The 16,268-nt window shown below is 41.3% G+C and carries 32 protein-coding genes; 19 read left to right on the forward strand and 13 right to left on the reverse strand.

Going from position 1 to position 16,268, the window contains the following annotated elements; genetic code table 11:
* Nucleotides 1-164 precede the first annotated feature (164 nt).
* The 12 genes from ACPEH5_RS20645 to ACPEH5_RS20700 all read right to left on the reverse strand — a co-directional run bounded on the left by ACPEH5_RS20645 (nucleotide 165) and on the right by ACPEH5_RS20700 (nucleotide 7,602).
* Nucleotides 165-668, reverse strand: a complete 504-nt coding sequence (locus ACPEH5_RS20645; protein ID WP_281111291.1) for an antiterminator Q family protein — start codon at nucleotides 666-668, stop codon at nucleotides 165-167.
* A gap of 208 nt (nucleotides 669-876) precedes the next feature.
* Nucleotides 877-1,038 carry a hypothetical protein gene (locus ACPEH5_RS20650; RefSeq protein WP_281111292.1) on the reverse strand — a complete coding sequence of 54 codons (162 nt, stop codon included), beginning with the start codon at nucleotides 1,036-1,038 and terminating at the stop codon, nucleotides 877-879.
* Between the two features lie 635 nt (nucleotides 1,039-1,673).
* A complete protein-coding gene (locus ACPEH5_RS20655) occupies nucleotides 1,674-1,844 on the reverse strand; it encodes a hypothetical protein (protein WP_272693991.1) in 171 nt (56 codons plus the stop codon).
* A 352-nt stretch (nucleotides 1,845-2,196) separates the two neighbouring features.
* Entirely contained in the window at nucleotides 2,197-2,688 is a 492-nt protein-coding gene (locus tag ACPEH5_RS20660; protein WP_281111293.1) for a recombination protein NinB, read from the reverse strand.
* A gap of 386 nt (nucleotides 2,689-3,074) precedes the next feature.
* On the reverse strand, nucleotides 3,075-3,437 hold the full coding sequence (locus tag ACPEH5_RS20665; RefSeq protein ID WP_281111294.1) for a hypothetical protein: 363 nt from the start codon (nucleotides 3,435-3,437) through the stop codon (nucleotides 3,075-3,077).
* On the reverse strand, nucleotides 3,437-3,682 hold the full coding sequence (locus ACPEH5_RS20670) for a hypothetical protein (protein ID WP_281111295.1): 246 nt from the start codon (nucleotides 3,680-3,682) through the stop codon (nucleotides 3,437-3,439). The genes ACPEH5_RS20665 and ACPEH5_RS20670 overlap by 1 nt, the downstream gene beginning before the upstream one ends.
* A 206-nt stretch (nucleotides 3,683-3,888) precedes the next feature.
* Nucleotides 3,889-4,281: an ASCH domain-containing protein gene (locus ACPEH5_RS20675; RefSeq protein ID WP_071548398.1), complete on the reverse strand. Its 393-nt coding sequence runs from the start codon at nucleotides 4,279-4,281 to the stop codon at nucleotides 3,889-3,891.
* A 25-nt stretch (nucleotides 4,282-4,306) separates the two neighbouring features.
* Entirely contained in the window at nucleotides 4,307-5,686 is a 1,380-nt protein-coding gene (locus ACPEH5_RS20680) for a replicative DNA helicase (protein WP_210854899.1), read from the reverse strand.
* 1 nt (nucleotide 5,687) lies between these two features.
* Nucleotides 5,688-6,770, reverse strand: coding sequence for a replication protein (locus ACPEH5_RS20685; protein WP_210854897.1), 1,083 nt, complete (start codon nucleotides 6,768-6,770; stop codon nucleotides 5,688-5,690).
* Nucleotides 6,763-6,930, reverse strand: coding sequence for a hypothetical protein (locus ACPEH5_RS20690; protein ID WP_423727149.1), 168 nt, complete (start codon nucleotides 6,928-6,930; stop codon nucleotides 6,763-6,765). Before ACPEH5_RS20690 ends, ACPEH5_RS20685 begins: the two co-directional genes overlap by 8 nt.
* A gap of 25 nt (nucleotides 6,931-6,955) precedes the next feature.
* Nucleotides 6,956-7,273, reverse strand: a complete 318-nt coding sequence (locus ACPEH5_RS20695; RefSeq protein ID WP_154632315.1) for a CII family transcriptional regulator — start codon at nucleotides 7,271-7,273, stop codon at nucleotides 6,956-6,958.
* A 110-nt stretch (nucleotides 7,274-7,383) separates the two neighbouring features.
* Complete coding sequence (locus ACPEH5_RS20700; RefSeq protein ID WP_126437312.1) at nucleotides 7,384-7,602, reverse strand: transcriptional regulator; 219 nt, start codon at nucleotides 7,600-7,602, stop codon at nucleotides 7,384-7,386.
* Between the two features lie 107 nt (nucleotides 7,603-7,709).
* On the opposite strand from ACPEH5_RS20700, the gene ACPEH5_RS20705 reads away from it, so the two are divergent.
* From ACPEH5_RS20705 to ACPEH5_RS20740, 8 genes are all read left to right on the forward strand, one after another.
* Nucleotides 7,710-8,438: an XRE family transcriptional regulator gene (locus tag ACPEH5_RS20705; protein ID WP_254366103.1), complete on the forward strand. Its 729-nt coding sequence runs from the start codon at nucleotides 7,710-7,712 to the stop codon at nucleotides 8,436-8,438.
* Between the two features lie 146 nt (nucleotides 8,439-8,584).
* A complete protein-coding gene (locus tag ACPEH5_RS20710; protein ID WP_281111297.1) occupies nucleotides 8,585-8,719 on the forward strand; it encodes a hypothetical protein in 135 nt (44 codons plus the stop codon).
* 19 nt (nucleotides 8,720-8,738) lie between these two features.
* Entirely contained in the window at nucleotides 8,739-9,074 is a 336-nt protein-coding gene (locus ACPEH5_RS20715; RefSeq protein ID WP_281111298.1) for a DUF3024 domain-containing protein, read from the forward strand.
* Nucleotides 9,075-9,221: 147 nt separating this feature from the next.
* Nucleotides 9,222-9,455, forward strand: coding sequence for a type II toxin-antitoxin system HigB family toxin (locus ACPEH5_RS20720; RefSeq protein WP_232799056.1), 234 nt, complete (start codon nucleotides 9,222-9,224; stop codon nucleotides 9,453-9,455).
* Nucleotides 9,452-9,982: a helix-turn-helix domain-containing protein gene (locus ACPEH5_RS20725; protein ID WP_198634999.1), complete on the forward strand. Its 531-nt coding sequence runs from the start codon at nucleotides 9,452-9,454 to the stop codon at nucleotides 9,980-9,982. Before ACPEH5_RS20720 ends, ACPEH5_RS20725 begins: the two co-directional genes overlap by 4 nt.
* The gene (locus ACPEH5_RS20730) at nucleotides 9,979-10,374 is read left to right on the forward strand and encodes a hypothetical protein (RefSeq protein WP_198634998.1); all 396 of its coding nucleotides are present in this window, start codon (nucleotides 9,979-9,981) and stop codon (nucleotides 10,372-10,374) included. Before ACPEH5_RS20725 ends, ACPEH5_RS20730 begins: the two co-directional genes overlap by 4 nt.
* Nucleotides 10,375-11,077: 703 nt before the next feature.
* Nucleotides 11,078-11,278, forward strand: coding sequence for a hypothetical protein (locus ACPEH5_RS20735; RefSeq protein WP_281111299.1), 201 nt, complete (start codon nucleotides 11,078-11,080; stop codon nucleotides 11,276-11,278).
* A gap of 14 nt (nucleotides 11,279-11,292) precedes the next feature.
* Nucleotides 11,293-11,643 carry a hypothetical protein gene (locus ACPEH5_RS20740; RefSeq protein ID WP_281111300.1) on the forward strand — a complete coding sequence of 117 codons (351 nt, stop codon included), beginning with the start codon at nucleotides 11,293-11,295 and terminating at the stop codon, nucleotides 11,641-11,643.
* Here the strand turns inward: ACPEH5_RS20740 and ACPEH5_RS20745 are convergent.
* Nucleotides 11,630-11,911, reverse strand: a complete 282-nt coding sequence (locus tag ACPEH5_RS20745) for a DUF2622 domain-containing protein (protein WP_272671308.1) — start codon at nucleotides 11,909-11,911, stop codon at nucleotides 11,630-11,632. The genes ACPEH5_RS20740 and ACPEH5_RS20745 overlap by 14 nt on opposite strands.
* A 166-nt stretch (nucleotides 11,912-12,077) precedes the next feature.
* Between ACPEH5_RS20745 and ACPEH5_RS20750 the strand changes: the two genes are divergently transcribed.
* The 11 genes from ACPEH5_RS20750 (at nucleotide 12,078) to ACPEH5_RS20800 (ending at nucleotide 16,204) form a co-directional block, all read left to right on the forward strand.
* Nucleotides 12,078-12,266: a hypothetical protein gene (locus ACPEH5_RS20750; protein WP_281111301.1), complete on the forward strand. Its 189-nt coding sequence runs from the start codon at nucleotides 12,078-12,080 to the stop codon at nucleotides 12,264-12,266.
* A 16-nt stretch (nucleotides 12,267-12,282) separates the two neighbouring features.
* Entirely contained in the window at nucleotides 12,283-12,558 is a 276-nt protein-coding gene (locus ACPEH5_RS20755; RefSeq protein WP_281111302.1) for a hypothetical protein, read from the forward strand.
* A 29-nt stretch (nucleotides 12,559-12,587) separates the two neighbouring features.
* Nucleotides 12,588-12,812, forward strand: coding sequence for a hypothetical protein (locus ACPEH5_RS20760; protein WP_281111303.1), 225 nt, complete (start codon nucleotides 12,588-12,590; stop codon nucleotides 12,810-12,812).
* 1 nt (nucleotide 12,813) lies between these two features.
* Complete coding sequence (locus tag ACPEH5_RS20765) at nucleotides 12,814-13,128, forward strand: hypothetical protein (protein ID WP_281111304.1); 315 nt, start codon at nucleotides 12,814-12,816, stop codon at nucleotides 13,126-13,128.
* A 217-nt stretch (nucleotides 13,129-13,345) separates the two neighbouring features.
* Nucleotides 13,346-13,612 carry a hypothetical protein gene (locus tag ACPEH5_RS20770; RefSeq protein WP_281111305.1) on the forward strand — a complete coding sequence of 89 codons (267 nt, stop codon included), beginning with the start codon at nucleotides 13,346-13,348 and terminating at the stop codon, nucleotides 13,610-13,612.
* On the forward strand, nucleotides 13,609-13,761 hold the full coding sequence (locus ACPEH5_RS20775; RefSeq protein WP_281111306.1) for a hypothetical protein: 153 nt from the start codon (nucleotides 13,609-13,611) through the stop codon (nucleotides 13,759-13,761). The genes ACPEH5_RS20770 and ACPEH5_RS20775 overlap by 4 nt, the downstream gene beginning before the upstream one ends.
* Nucleotides 13,754-14,062: a hypothetical protein gene (locus ACPEH5_RS20780; protein ID WP_281111307.1), complete on the forward strand. Its 309-nt coding sequence runs from the start codon at nucleotides 13,754-13,756 to the stop codon at nucleotides 14,060-14,062. Before ACPEH5_RS20775 ends, ACPEH5_RS20780 begins: the two co-directional genes overlap by 8 nt.
* A gap of 15 nt (nucleotides 14,063-14,077) precedes the next feature.
* Nucleotides 14,078-14,761 carry an AAA family ATPase gene (locus ACPEH5_RS20785; protein ID WP_281111308.1) on the forward strand — a complete coding sequence of 228 codons (684 nt, stop codon included), beginning with the start codon at nucleotides 14,078-14,080 and terminating at the stop codon, nucleotides 14,759-14,761.
* The gene (locus ACPEH5_RS20790; RefSeq protein WP_281111309.1) at nucleotides 14,736-15,356 is read left to right on the forward strand and encodes an AP2 domain-containing protein; all 621 of its coding nucleotides are present in this window, start codon (nucleotides 14,736-14,738) and stop codon (nucleotides 15,354-15,356) included. Before ACPEH5_RS20785 ends, ACPEH5_RS20790 begins: the two co-directional genes overlap by 26 nt.
* Nucleotides 15,356-15,934 (forward strand): DUF669 domain-containing protein, encoded by a 579-nt coding sequence (locus ACPEH5_RS20795; protein ID WP_281111310.1) that lies wholly within the window; start codon nucleotides 15,356-15,358, stop codon nucleotides 15,932-15,934. The genes ACPEH5_RS20790 and ACPEH5_RS20795 overlap by 1 nt, the downstream gene beginning before the upstream one ends.
* Before the next feature lie 84 nt (nucleotides 15,935-16,018).
* Nucleotides 16,019-16,204: a hypothetical protein gene (locus tag ACPEH5_RS20800; protein ID WP_281111484.1), complete on the forward strand. Its 186-nt coding sequence runs from the start codon at nucleotides 16,019-16,021 to the stop codon at nucleotides 16,202-16,204.
* Nucleotides 16,205-16,268 lie beyond the last annotated feature (64 nt).

Below are 16,268 nucleotides of genomic sequence, written 5' to 3' on the forward strand. Positions count from 1 at the left end.
TTGAACTTGTAAGGATTACTTACAGGTTGGAATTTTGGCAATAAAAAAACCCACGCTGTATCGAGCAACGTGGGCTATATATGGGAGTACTTTATGTGGTTAAGCCAACCTAAGAACAGTTAAGGCAGCTTACCTGATAAGTATTGTCCATTTGGTCATTACTGTCAATAGCAAAGTTCAGTTATTTTTCTAACTTTAGCTACACGTTTGCGACTGTTCATTGCATTTCGAAGAGGTTCGTATAATAACCACTGGCAAGCTTTCAGTTTTTCGTCAACTTCTCTTCGGCATGTTCGCAATGATGGAACCTTTACTTTTCCTCCTGACCTTGTGTTCATTTTGCGGGGATTTGCAACCTTATGATAGTAAGATGCTATCGAAAGCTTGGATGCCCCATGAGCGTAATAGCTGAGCAATATTTTATAAGCCTGCTCGTCAGTGGCGATGATTGAATCTACGACCTGAGAAATCAACATTCCTTCATCGTCACTGCACATTGGTCTGGATGGTGTACTGTTTGGCTCTACTGTTCGCATAAATTTATAAATCATGTTTATCATACGTACATTCAATCGCCCTGAGTGAACCCAAGCACCCCACAATTCAAGCCACCCGTTAAGCCAGTCGAATTGTTCCTTCGTTAACTCTTTCTCTCCGATGTAGCTCATCTTACCTCCGGCAATACTGTGTGATACCTGTCGCAACCGACTGAATAAACAATCGACTTTCCTCTTTGTTGTGCATCAAAAGTTCTCACAACAGCTAGGTTTCCTAGTGGAAGCTGAATAACACTAAATTTGGCTCGATGAAGTGATTCTCTTGATTTTCTTCTGGCCACCGCTATTGCAACGCGAAGATTTTTGTATTTATCAGTCATCACATATCCCCCATCTGATAAGTTATGCCATGCTGATACCAATCTGGTAACGTGAACTCAATCCGACCTGTTACACCCTCACTACGCAGCTCCTGAAGCCGTTTAAGCTCACCTTTCATGTGCTGATATAAATCATCCATCTGCCATGGTTTTAACTTCACTGCCGTTCCTGCTAAACGAGCCACGCTATCAATAGTCATCTCGCTGTAAGTGATAACAGCATGAGCATTGAATTCGTGTGGGTCTTCGCCTAGTTTTCGGTGGCAGCCAGCGCAGTGAGAGAAAGCATTAAGAGGATGGTATCGAGTTGCTTTGTGTCGTCGTGATTTGAAATGGGAGCAGTGAAGTTTTGAAGGTTCGTGTCTAAAGTGTCTTCCGCAGTAGTCGCATTCGTAATCTGTTCGTTCCCTGACTAGCTGCGAAAATACAATATCGTATTTATCGCGTTTTAGTGCCATGTCAACGTATTACCTCCACAATTAAACCCGCCACTAAAGCAAATACAGACCAAATCAAAACAAATTTTCCGTATGTGAATAACAGGTCAAAGTTAAACATAGGCTTATGAAATGTATCTTTGTACGTTGGGCGATTGTTTTTATTCATCTCCACATCCTATTAATCATTGTTCGAGGTGTTGGCTTGAGCCATTTTTGGGTGGGTAGGTTGACTGATACGTCGAAATATTTCGGGTTGATATTGAGTATTTTGACTGGGGAATAACCTTGTCGCTTGTAATGCTCACAAAGTCTTTCTGCTTCTTCGTAAGTGAGAAGTCTGTGTATGTGGGGTTCTTTCACTTTCTAGCCCTCCGCTTCTTGGCTGCTCGGTTTATCTTTGCGTGACCTGTGATGCGCTTAGTTGATGTGGGGTAGCTGTACCAACTGCGACTATGGTTAATAGCCCATAAGGCGTTCTGTGATGCTAATGACGCCATAGCGATTGCCATTTTTGATATAATGTTCATCGTTTCACCTTCTTAACTAACTCACTTACGAAAGCGTCCACTCGTTTCTGCTCGCGACTATCAACAAGGTTAGATAGCTTAATCATCGTTCTAAATGATGGTCTGAATTGATAAGCATCAAGTTCGCCAAACTTGTATTGGTGTCCGTATGCGTAATATTTGTTTTCCTTCCAGATATCTACTTTTTCACCTCTGTCATTGAATGTGATTATGCAATCTCTCTCCTCCGCGACATCGCATTCATCGATAAGGTAATTCAGATAGTCATCCCACTCTTTACAATATGGTCGTTGGAATCTTGTGCATAGCCAGATAGCTCCGTACTGTATCGCGTCCAAAATATTTCTAGCTTTCATCTCTCTTGCTGCTCCTTGAGTTTCTGCTTGTCACCGATGCGTTGCGCCCACTCTAATTCCCGCCTTGCGTCATCACTGAATTTCACACCATTTTGTGAACCAAACCAGTGAGCACATTCGATAACATCTGCTATTTGCTTCACCCGCATTTTGCTAGTACGTTCACCAAAATAGACAATGCCGCCCCCCAGACCCATAGCAGAGCCAAGGCTCACTGCTGAACGTTGCGCTTCCCCGTTAACCTGCCTATTCAATACAGTGATTAAATCCTTCCAATCCTCTTTGTCGTACCGTTGACCTTGCCACATGACTTGCTTAGACAAATCATCAAGAGTTGCCCACATGCGGTCATTTTGTGCTTTGGTTCGTTTGGGTTCGGAGAGTTTGACTTCGTATGGTTTGGCTGAATCTATTGGTAGGTTTTGTATTGCTTCGATTGCGTTCTGTCTGATGTTTTTGCTACTAAGATAGTATGTCTTTATTGACATTTAACCCCCTATGCTTTCTTGCCTCGGTTAACGAACCAATTTACAGCATCAACAATTTGCTCATCTTCGTACCAATTTTCAATCCATCGTGTTTCGTATTTGTCTTTGAAAATAGTAGGACCGCAATACGGATGCCATGACATGTAAATATATCGACCGTCATTTAATCTAAGCCGATACATTCGATAGCGGCTGATATGTATTATTCCATCACTCACTGTTATCTCTCCTGTTCCATGCCGCGATTGCTTCCTGCTCTGATGGTTGCGCCATGCCTAGATATTCACAGCAATGACAAATCACAAACCACATTGGGAATTTCAGTTTTTTGGCGACACCAACTTTTGTTGATTCACATTTAGGTCATTTCTTGAGTTCGTTCATAACTATCCTCGCCTATCAAAATCACGCAGCCAAACTGAAATGTTTGTATCAACAATTTCTGTTATTTCATCTTTCTCGCTTCGCTTGCAATTTATGTAAGTTACTATGCTGTAGAACGGGTAAAGAAATGGCGTTGATAGCGCAATTGATAGCATGAAAAACAACATCAATAGAGTCATAGGTAGCTCTCTAATCTCACTATCTAGCCAAAATAACCAATCACGAGTTTTCATATATTCACTATAGGAATCTGCAACATACGCCATGCAGTCAATGAAATTAAAATCATATCCCGCTGTTGCCGCCCATGTAGGCCTGTGAAGAAAATGCTTAAACGTTACTGGATATTGTTTGTAGTACCTCATCATTCACCCTCTGGCATTGGTGGGAGTGGCAGGTCTTTGATGTACATCCAGTAGTCGAATGTTTCCAGTGGAGCCGAATCATAGTCGCTGTTATTGTGTGGTATCCATCTAAGTTCTTCGCAGTCAACACCGCATGAAATTAGTTCATATGTTATGTTCTGGATATGTTCACCATAGCCAACAATTACCGGTTCGCCTTCAGTTGGCAATCTCTCACTCACCTTAACCCAATTAGTTCCCTGCATCCTTACCTCCTTTTAACCACAAAATAACAGCCGACTCGTCAGTCATAGCAATTGGTCCTCTTGCTGCACAGTTTCTACAATAAACAAATGTGTTATTGCACAGCTGCATGACTTCTAACTTATCTGAATTGCAAAAATGACATTTGCTATCTTTCCAATTAGTTCCCTGCATTAGATACCTCCCTCCGTTAACGTTGTTCCTTTCATCACTCAACACCTCGCTTAATTCCCTCTGGCTCAATCCCTGTTTCAAAGAAACTTAATTTCCCTTTCATTTGGATAAACTCAAGCGGCCTTGCATCAGCTAATACGAAACCTTTTTCACCGAAAAACCAAGGTGATTCGCTTTGCTCTACACAATCAATAATCGTGGCCATACCAACAATACCGCCTGTATCAAATGCGTCGATTTCTGGAAGTGTTATTCCTAACCTGTTAGCCAGTGTGGATGCTCTAACATATTCAATAGTTTTAACGCCTTGAGATGCATGAATTAATACTTCGCCTCGGTATTTTGTGCGCCAGCTTCGGTTCTCAATGTCCTTATGACCATTGACTATAAGCCACGCCCAAGGCTGACGAATTGATATTGCTTTCATCTAGAAGTCCTTATGATTTGGTGTGTTAACACTCGATGTCGGCATCGCTGTAGCGATCCATAAATGCTCGGCTTAAATCTGCCGTATCTAAACCACCATGAGTGTTAGTGAAGTAATAGGTTTTTTCTGCACCTGGTGCGTGCCGTGATTTTGTGCAGATAACCTCTGTTATTCCTTTCAGTTCAGTATCAGGGTTATATTTCTCATCCCGATAAATCATGAAAATAACATCTGCTTCTTGTTCAATAACTCCTGACTCCCTCAAGTCAGCATTACCAGGACGTTTGTTGGTTCTCTGCTCCAGGTTGCGGTTTAATTGTGCCAGGGCAATAACTGGACATTTTAGTTCTTTGGCCAGATTCTTTAGCCCCGTGGCTATTTCACCAACTGATTGATTCATATTCTCTGGGTTTGTCATTTTCATCTTTTGAAGGTAGTCAACGATGATCACCCCTAGGCCACCAGTTTGTTTATTCATTCTCCTGGCATCAGCTCGGATTTCATGAATGCTCATTGATGGCTTATCATTGATGTAAATTGGAGAGTCTTTAATTTCAGCTAATGAACTAGATAAACGAGCCCAGGCCTCATCCATGTTCATTTTAGATTTCTCTTTGCCGAGAATTGATTCCTTATCCACCCTGGCATGATGAAATGCGACACGCTCAGATATTTGCCAGGACGGCATTTCCAAGCTGTAGAACAAAACAGGTTTAGATTTTGCTAAGCCAACCGATTTTGTTATCGTGGTACTAAGCATTGTTTTACCCATACCAGGGCGACCGCCGATAACAATAAAATCAGTGTTATTGAAACCACCGAAAGCCTGGTCAATGTCTTGCAATCCGAACTCGGTTTTATACTTCCAAATATCACCGCTGATCATCGACTCAATAATCGATAGCGACTCTTCAACACCTGACATGATGTGTTGCGTCTCAGTAATCTGGTTATTACTAACGTTGGATATTTCTTCCTGAATTTGCCCAGCAATATCGTGAACATGATTTACCCCAGACTCATTTATCCTGGATATACCATCTTGAAGAATTGATATCGTTCCCCTGGCTAGAGATAGCTGTTTAACTTTTTCAACATACCCAGGCAACATGTGGATACTAGGCAAGTCTTTAGCGCATTCAGCCAAGTATGGGAAGCCGCCACTGTTTTTGCTATCCCCGCATTGCTCAAGCTCACTGTTAACCATAATCAGGTCAATCTTCGCGCCTGCCTGGTTCATTCGCTTCATAGAGCGGAGAATCAATTTATTGCTAACAGCAGTAAAGTCATCCTCAGATAGCGTTTCTATTGCGCTAGTTGCCAGGTCTACATGCTCACCAGTAGCATTTAAAATTCCACCAATAACCGATCTTTCAGCGTATAAATCACAAAACTTATTGTTCATGTTAAATTCCTTTTTTACGCTCTGCATATTCACGCTTAGCTTGCTCGTAGGTTTGAGACCACCTGGCTGGAGTCAAGATCCAATCCAGGGTTAAATACCCCTTTTCACCCAGGTTAGTGAAATGGCTTGATTGCGAAATCAACCTAAAGCAAGTGTCCATGTGCTGTATCTCTCTCCATTGCCCCTTGTTTGTCTTGCCATTCCAAACAGCTTCCAGGTCTTTGTATGCAGGCCTGCGAGGCGTCCATTCATGGAGCTCAATTGCTCTCTCAGGGATATATCTATTCCAAATTTTAATCAGCTCTTCGTGTGGACAATCAACTGGGTTAATGCCTTCACGATTTTTCCATTTCAAAGCGTCAGACAAGTAACCATCGAACCTGGTCATGCGGCATAAATTCTGAGGCTTTAAATCCTTCCCTTTAGTCCAGGTCTTAACAGCCCATTTCATCACCAGTTTTATTTCGTCAGGCGTATAACATTCACCTTTTGACTTAACAGTGTTGAGAGCTTTCAAAATTGGAGCTGTAGATTGAAACTTGGAGTTGGTTAGCTGGTTGTAATAATCAAGAATTTCGAGAGCGATATTTTCCCCCTCGGGGGTAAGGGGGATATTGTCTTTATTGTCTTTTGTAATATTGTCTTTTGTGGTTGACCGTTTCGGTAAAACCTCTTTTACTGTTTTGGTAAAGCTTTTCTTTACCGTTTCGGTAAATGTTTTACTCTTTTGGTCAATGTCAGTATTCCAGTCAGAAATATCTTTATTCATTCCAACTTTTCTACCTTCCTGGATAAAGACTTTCATGCGGATTAATTGATTTTTAGCTGTCGAGCATTTGGTGCTGTCTAGCCTGGTCATCTTTTCTAACTGAGGATTGCTTACCCAATCCATTTTTTTGTTAAAGCCATATGTTTTCCTCCATACAGCCATGACAATAAGTAATTGGTGCTTAGTGAGCCCAGCTAGCATAATCGCATCTAAGAGCTCATTTGCTATCCTGGTGTATCCATTATCAAGATCTGCCACTGTAGGCCTCTCTTGCCGTCGTTGGTTGCCAAAATCAGCGTATGCAACGTTACTCATGCCGCTTCCCTCCCGTAACTTCCTGACGATGCTCAAGCCGTAGTTTTGCATCTTCCAATGCTGACCTGAGCGCCTTAGCTCCCTGCTCAGTGACCGAGCGATTATCCCGATCACGCATGACGTTTTTATGCACAGCGCTGTAATTAAATTTGTTTCTCATGTATAATTACTCCTGCTTACGAAAATTAAATAAGCTCCATCTGAGCCTCATCGGTCGCACCCTTTGAGGTTTTTCTTTTTGGGTATCTGACATGCTCTAGCATCTGAATTAATGCCCTAGCCTCATCACCTTGAATAATCACATCTTGAATTGGCGCATCGAACCCTATTGCGTCCAGCAGTCTTGCTGCCTTCTCAACAAAGCCGTTCTCAGCTTGCCATCTAGTGATTTGGGATTCGTGTACACCGACAGCCTTAGCAACTTGCTTAGGTGTGGTTAAGATGATCCCTTTGCGAATACGAGCTTCGATAGCTCGCACGTTGCGTGAAATTGCGTAGTCCATTTGTTAAATTCCTTTTGACGTAGTTAGTCCGTTGCTCACGATCCTGTGAGTGTGTATTGCTCCTGATGCAGGAGCTTTGGGCGATATTGTTAAAGAGCAAAAATGAATTACTAGTTTTCACCAAATAATTCATGTAAATCAGGTCGTAATTGATTAGCTTTAATCGTTCCGTTGGTAGCTAACTCAATACGTTTCGCGCTAATGGCAGATGGTTTTTTCTTTCCATGTAACCAATCCCATACTGAAGGTTGTTTAACGTTACATATCTCAGCCAATTTCTGTTGGCTTCCGACCATGCCAATAGCCTTATCAATTAATTTATTTCTCATAAAATAACCTCGGCTGTTGGAATATAGACAATAATATCCAAGGATATTTTAAAAGTAAATAGCTTTAGCTGTTTGTTGCTATATATCCGAGGCTATATAATTAGAGTATGAAAAATACAACCTTTACTGAGCGGCTGAATTTAGCCATGAAAATGAGAGGCTTCACCCAAGCAGAACTTGGCGAGGCAGTGGGCATGGCGCAACCTAGCGTTTGGAAGCTAACATCTGGGAAAGCGCAAAGTTCAAGAAAAGCAGTGGAGATAGCTAAAGCCCTGAATATTGATCCTGTCTGGCTAACCACAGGCGAAGGTGTGCAGCCTGATTTTATTGACCATAACGACACGAAAGCAAAAGATGGAACCCCTATAGATCAGTTAAAATCAAGGGAAGTTGATGTCTGGGATAGTAAAACCCCACTTGACGATGACGAAGTAGAAGTTCCATATTACAAAAGCATCGAACTTGCTGCTGGCAATGGAAGCAATGGCGGTGGTGATGACAACGGATACAAATTAAGGTTTTCTAAATCAACTTTAAGAAGGTATGGAATTTCAGCTAAAGATGTGGCCTCATTCCCTGTTCATGGCGATAGCATGTCACCAGTAATACCAAACGGGTCAACTGTATTTGTTAACCAAGCAGATCACCGCATAGTTGATGGTGGGATTTATTTTATTGAACAGGATGGGTTGCTTAGAATAAAAATGCTTTATCGTCAGCCGGGTAAAATAATTATAAAAAGCTATAACTCTATTGATTTCCCTGACGAAGAAGCCAACCCTCAAGATGTTAAAATTATAGGCCGGATATTTAACTGGTCTGTTATGGCTTATTAGCCAGTGGCCTGACGACACGTTTTAATATGAAGAGACTGCTAGAGCTAATATCCAACGCTAACATAATGATACTGCTAGTTATTATAGCGGTGCTGGATATCATTCTATTGTTGCTGATTGCTTTTGATAATTAGTGAGGGTTCGATATGAAAAAATTATTAGAACTCATCAGTAAAAATAAGCTGCTGATTGTTATGTTGATAATAGCACTAGCAGTTGGAGCAGTATTACAACTTGCAGAAGAACCTTTTGCTTGGTTCTCAATCTATAACGAAGAATAACAATACGTTAAGGAACAACATGGCACTCAACGATATTGAAGTAGCGAACATTAAGCGGTGCATGGAGTTTTTCATGGAGAAACGCCGCCCTGCTCCGTTCATTCGTGATGAAATCGATTTGATATATGAAATACAAGACCAGTCCGTCATCATCAAAGAAATTCGTAACATTATAGGGCGTACTATCGAGTCACCTATCGCCAAGATAACGTTTAATCGCACGAAGAAAGGCTGGAAGCTGTTTGCCAAGAATCGCAACGATGAATGGGAAGGCATGTTTAGCGACCTCATACCAACGTTCTCAGACGCAATTAAAGTGGTTGAAGATGATGATATTGGTATCTTCTTTGGCTGACGACACGTTTTAGGGCGTGGGTAAAATAACATTTCCCATTTTGGGAAAAACATATAGAATGATGACAAAGGTTCTTTGTGCATGATCATTTATAATATTGAGTTAATCCGAGAGCATTGCATTAAGTACCATCAATGTAAGGGAGCCATGAACGTGTGGGAGAGCAAGGTAAAATCTTCCTCATGGGCAAACTTTAGTGATATTAAAAACATGTTCAGATCAGCTGATTATGTAGATGGTTTAGTAATATTTAACATCCAAGGAAACAACCATAGACTTGTTATCGAAGCAGCATTCCATGAAGGCGCTGTAGCAATAAAATGGGTTGGAACTCACGCTGATTATGATAAAAAATGCAAAAAAGGTGGCTTTAAGTTATGAGCAAATCACATCCTAAAGTTATCAAAAGCAGAGAGCAGTATCGAGAATACATGGATGAGTTCTTATCACTCTTTGGCAAAAACCTTGATAACGACCAAGACATGAAAGACCGATACGAGTTATTGGGTGTTGTTATTCGCGACTATGAAAGCAGAGAATTCCCGCCAGAAAAACCATCAGCAATAGATGCCATATTGTTTGAAATGGATGAGCGAGGTCTTACTCGCAAAGATATGGTTGAATATTTAGGCGCTCCTTCTAAGGTTTCTGAAGTATTAAGCGGGAAGAGAGGTCTAAGTCAGGCGATGATCCGTAAACTGCATTCTGGACTAGGGATACCTTTAGACATTCTAATTCAATCCCCTGAGGATTTGGGAAATAATGAAATTTCAGATGTCATTGTAGTACCAAGCAAAAAACACCAAGAATATGAAGATTCGCCTTGGGATACAACTGGAACTGGAATGAGGCTTCAAGAATTAGTAGTAACAAGCTCAACTAAACGCGAAAAGAGCGTATTACAATGAATATAACTTTAATACACAAATTAGTACAACAAGTTGAACTTAAGCGCCTTGATGACGGCGAAATAGAGCAGGAAAACGAACTAAAATTAACCTTTGGGACTGAGATATTTCATAACCAAAAAGATACTACCTTAGTTAAATTCAGACACTCAATAACAGTAGTAGTTAAGGACGAGGTCTCCGTTGACCTTATATATGACTTTACCTTTAAAACAGATGTCAGCATAACAGACGAATTCAATGAAAGTGAAGAGGCTGTTAGAATTATCCCTAATCTAGCGTACCCATATATAAAAACATATGTGGAAAATATATTAGTTACATCTGGATATAAAGATATTAGCTTGCCTTATCTTAATTTTTACGATGAACCACTGAAACCAGCTAAGTAATTATTAACACCAGCCCTCCCCGCGAGGGCTTTTTTGTGCCCGCAATTCCCCGCCAGTGTGATTTTCCTCGCAAGATAAATAATTTTTGAAAATAAATTACCTGAAAAAACAACCAAATATAACTTTATCTATATTTTATATATCCAAAGCTATTTACATGCATAATATCTTTGGCTATATTAATTCCATCTAAGGCAAGCAACATGAAATACAGCCTTATGTTCTTTAACAATTTGGATATCACACCTGATGCTGAGCGGAGAGATCTGCGTAACTCAGTTCCCTGACAATCCCCAGCCTTCAAGGGGGCATGGCATTCTCGGGCAAGCGGCGGACAGTGTCGGGTGTTTAGACAACGAATAGGAGATAAAAAAATGGTTTAGTAGCGCGGACAGACCGCAGACGCATAGCGTTAAAGGTTAGGTAGTGACTAACCCCTGAGTAGCATGATGGCTAGCCTGTGTAGCGACGGGTTAAGGTTCCTAGATCACAAATAGCTCCGGCACTCCAAGCTGACCGCCAATCAGCTACCGGTTAGAGGTGAGGGATTCTTGGTGATACCCCTGACATATGATCTCAATGGCATGAGCGCAGCTACTGCGAGAGTGTAGCAAGTTAATTTTGGGATTGGTCATCGCTCCGCTAAGCGTGAATGGTAGATGAGTGCGCTACCACCAATCACCAAAGTTAACTCGGAGGAAATATGAACTCTAAACAACGATGGAATTTAAAACGACGTGAAGCATGGATCGCCGAGCGTAGAAATAAGCCTCATACGGCATATAACGGCACGGACTGCCCGATAGCAAACTTGGTACTGGAACTAAAATCAGCACCAGACACACGCAAGCAACCACGGCTACGCAAGCCGATTATGAGTGATGGAAGTGTTACGGCACGTTAAATAGGAGATAGAAAATGAATATCGAACAGGTAGAAAAAGAAACAATCTCAGCAATGAAAGGTCTTGCTGATGTACTGAAGGTAAAAACGGAAGAAATTAGAGTGCTGGATGCTGCTAAATTGGCAACGGATAGCATCTTTAATCCAACATTCGCCAACCTAACCGAAGAATCGCAACGGGCAGCTCGTGAGGTTTTATCTACCATGCTGATAGATAGCTATCGACACAACTTTAAATTGACTCGTGATGAAATTTTAGAATTAGGTCACAGAGTTAGAAAGGCATTTGTGACCTTGGAAAGTGAAGAGCCTAAACCTGAAATGTGTGGTAGCGGATCAGTCGGACTTTGCTCTACTGATAAATAAGCCCTGTCCACTTAATTCTTTCAGCTTCAGTCACAAGAACCTTTGCATTAGTTCTAACTGATTTTGCAACTTTAAACGCTGTACTACTTACAGCTTCAATATCATAAGTTCCATTGTAGTAATATTCAGCATCGGGAAGGTCATACTGCACGCCATCATCACCAGTTATTTGCTTGGTGAATCCATATCCTTCCATTAAGTCGTATAGTCTCTGATAGTCTGAATAATCAGCATTGGGTAACTCTACTCTCACTATAAACATAGCCATGCAACAAATCCTTATTTTGACTGTGGAATGACCAATATACCAATTTTCCTTGACTGTGGAAAGTAAGGAAACCACCTCGCCTGACGTGGTTAAAAGCAGGCACAGTTAACTAATTACAGTCCATCAAGGTGGGCTGTGGTGAGTTGATTAATAGATAGGAGCCGCAATGAAATGTAGCAATAAATATTGCCAAGACGGCATTGAGTTTATTACATGTTGCTCTGGTCGTGAATGTGGGTGCATGGGTCAACCAGTAGCGGCAACTAATTGCAAGGAATGCAATAAAGAGAACAGAGAGCCAACAGACGAGCAAGTTATTCAGGAATTGCAACACCTTGAATGGCTTGGTGATTAATAGATAGGAGATAGAGATGGAAATATGGTTTAAGCAATTTGAGTCACATGGACGTCAGATTCTAGTTAAAAAAGCGAATAACTCAGAAGAGTCAAAGGTCGGAGTTCAGTATTGTTGGCCAGAGAAGCTTTTTGAGGTCGATTTTGGATTATGGATAGATTACGACGATGATGACAAGGAAAGTTGTGAGAAAGCAGAAAAATCTCGCGATAAGCTATTTGATTCCATCAATCAAGAATCAGTAGATAGCACGGTTAGCGATTTAATTCAAAAACTCAAGCTTGATGACTAGCATCGTGTTTAGTTAATAACGGAGGGGGTATGACAGATAAAACAGGTGGAGCGGCTTTTCCTGCAAGTGGACATCCAGATATGCAATTTGTAGCGCAGGAAGGCATGAATTTACGTGATTACCTAGCTGCTAAGGCTATGAATGGGATTTTAACCAACCCTGCAATAATTGACACCCTGACAAGCTCGACTCTTGAGTGGGTGGCAGGAAGCGCCTATGACTTGGCAGATGCAATGTTAAAGGCTAGGGGGTGATATGGAATTTAAGCATAGTCCAGCGCCTTGGCTTATTGAAGAGCGCGACATCAACGGAAAATGGGATGATAAGTATTTTGACATCCAAACTATGGAGATAGATAGTTGTGAATATATGTATTTACTTGATTCAACAGTTGTTGGATATGAACAATCACTAGCCAACGCCCATCTAATCGCAGCAGCACCAGAGTTATTAGAGGCTTTGATTGAGCTAACTGAAAGTGCCAAAGAAGCAATCGACGGCCTAGGTGATTTAGCAGACGCAATAGACACAGCCAAAGCAGTAATCGCAAAAGCCCTCGGTCAGCAGTAACCCACCGCACCAACACCAGAACACTATAACCACATCGCTATAAATCGATAAGTGAGGGATTTCTTATGCCAAAAATTAACGAATTAAAACGTCAGGAACTCAGCTATCGACTGAATAGCGAGAGCTTCAAGGATGAAGTTAAAAACAAAATTAAGTGGGATTGGATAGCTGTTGTTGTCGCCCTACTTGCCTTCATAACACTGATACCGAGGTGGATATGACGTTGCACATAAATACAAAAGGTTATTACCCGTCAATAACGTTTGATAAAGACTTCAGGTTATCAATTGAAAACCATGAAGTGCAAAAAATAGAGGGAGATACGGACGCTCTCTTTACTGCAATGGATGCACCGATTGAGGAGATAGTTGATTTCCTCTTAAAGCATGAATGGACTGATGCGCTTATGGAAGAGTACATCACCAGAGGGGAAGGAAGCCTAATATTTTCGGCAGTGGCCAGATTAAGTAAGGACGCAGCATGAGAATTTCAGAGTATGAACTCAAGCAAAGGCAGGATGCCGAAAGACGACGCAGGGAACGCGAAGCTGAGGAGCAGTGGTATATCAATGAAGCACTAGGCTTGCAGCAACAACCAGCTCTAGATAGCTGGATGCGAGGTGATTATGGGTGAGTATCTGGTTAAATGCTTCCCATCCTACCCCACCAAAGAAGCTGCACTTGAGGCGGCAATAGAACAGATAAGGCTATCTAGGCAAGGAACGCCTCAGAATATCAACGCATCAGGGAGGCAACGCGAAGCCATAAGCACATGGCACTCAAATTTAACTATGTCCAAGTACTACCCTCCTCTACCCGCTCACATAGAACAGCAACGGATCATCGAAGAACAACTTCGATATGCGAAATATTTAGCTAAAGGAATTAGCTCAAATGGGTATGGGTATGGCGAAGGTAGAAACATGGGAGACTAATTTTCGGAGGTAATTATGGGGACAGCAACGTTAATTATTGGTGAGTCTGGCACAGGGAAAAGTACCAGTTTACGCAATATCAAACCAGAAGAAACGCTATTAATTCAGACGGTAAGGAAACCGTTGCCGTTTCGGTCTAATGCATGGAAGCCCTTTAATCACAAGGAGCCTGTAACTTCAATATTTGTTTGCGACCAATGGGAAAGAATAGCCAAAGCCATAAGTTCAGCCGCTAGTTTTGGTAAAAAAATAGTCGTCGTTGATGACTTTCAATATTTGATGGCTAACGAATTCATGCGCCGCTCTGATGAAAAATCATTTGATAAGTTTACAGAGATAGGCGCTCACACATGGAATGTGATCAACGCAGCCATTGGCGGTACGCCAGATGATGTGCGAGTTTACTTTTTAGCCCACACAGAAGAAACGCAAATGGGGAAAGTAAAAATGAAAACTATCGGCAGGATGCTGGATGAAAAAATAACCGTGGAGGGGATGTTTACTATCGTACTGAAAACACTAGTCAAGGATGGTCAGTATCTATTCTCAACACAGAATAGCGGTAACGACACGGTTAAATCACCAATGGGTATGTTTGAATCACACGAAATTGAAAATGACTTAGAAGCCGTTGACGAGCTTATCTGTGACTACTATCAAATCGAGCGTAAAAATGAAACCAATCGAAGTGAAGAATAAAAAATTCGGAAGGTTAACTGTGATAGAGGAATTGCCGAAAAAAAATAACAAAAGGTTTGTTAAGTGCATGTGTGATTGCGGGAATGAAAAGCAGGCATTTTTGGATAACGTTGCCAGTGGGAAAACAAATAGCTGTGGATGTATTCACCGCGAAAGAGTATCCCAAAAAAATTCATCCCATGGGCTATCCAAAACTAGAGAATTCACCATATGGATGAATATGAAAGCTAGGTGCACGAATAGTAAAAATAATTCATTCCATCGATATGGAGGAAGAGGAATAAAAATATGTGATAGATGGATGCTTTTTGAAAACTTCATTTCTGATATGGGCTTGTCTAACGGACTTACTCTTGATCGCATCGATGTAGATAAAGATTACTCACCAGAAAACTGCCGATGGGCAACCCCAAAAGAACAAGCAAACAATACCAGAAAGAACGTTTACGTGAATATCAACGGAAAACGCGAAACTCTAAAGCAAGCATGTGAAAGATTAAACCTAAATTATAAAACAGTACATATGAGAATATCACGCGGGCAAACACCTGAGTTGGCTATCAAATTTTATTTAGAAAAAAGAGGAATTAACTAATGAGTAATGTAATTTTTACCTACAACCAAGAAGATGCGTTAGCGGCTGGTCAAAGCGGGTTTATTAATGAATCAGGCGCTTATGTAATTACCATTGCAGAAGCTAAGCTGGGCACATCAGAATCTGGCGCGAAGTTTATTGAGTTCTCTGGCGATACTGACGACGGACGAAAAGTTAACTATCTGAGTGTTTACAGCACCAAGAAAGACGGTGAAATTAATAAATTCGGACACAACATGATTAACGCAATCATGGGCTGCGCTGGTGTCACGCAACTCACTGAAAAGATGATTTCTGTTAGTCACTTTATCGCACCTGAATTTACTGGCAAGCGTGTTGGGTTAGTGCTGCAAAAGACGCTAAAAACCAAGTCAAACGGTAGCGACACCTACAGCTTTGATATTCGAATTCCATTCATTGCTGACACGCGCCAGACACTACAGGAAAAGATTGACGGAACCGCGCCAGTAGCTATCGATAATATTCTTTCAACCCTGAAAGACAAAGATGAGCGGAGGCAAGCAGCGAAAAGCAGTATGCCATCTAATGATTGGGTTGATGAAGGAATGCCATTCTGATTAAGGCCCGTTAATTCGGGCTAACCCTTCCCTATGTGATTTAACCAAAGGATATATTTGCAAGGATGCAAACAGGAGATAGATATGACTATTGAACAGTTACAAGAAGAAAATAAGAAGTTGAAAGAAGTGATTTTTGCTGGCGCTTTCTTAATGGCTAAAGCGGTTCATAAATATGATTTCGGCGTTGGAATGGAAGAGCAAGCCACTGACTTTATGAAGGATGCAGAGGAACTGGTTGGCAGAAAGCTGCCTAAATTTGCAGATTAATTTAACTCGCAGGGATGCAATAAGAGGAATGAATATGAGTAACGATATTTTTATACAAGCAGCT

Origin of the sequence: Providencia sp. NPDC089933, assembly GCF_049545585.1 — a bacterium.
GTDB classification, from domain to species: Bacteria; Pseudomonadota; Gammaproteobacteria; order Enterobacterales; family Enterobacteriaceae; genus Providencia; species Providencia huashanensis.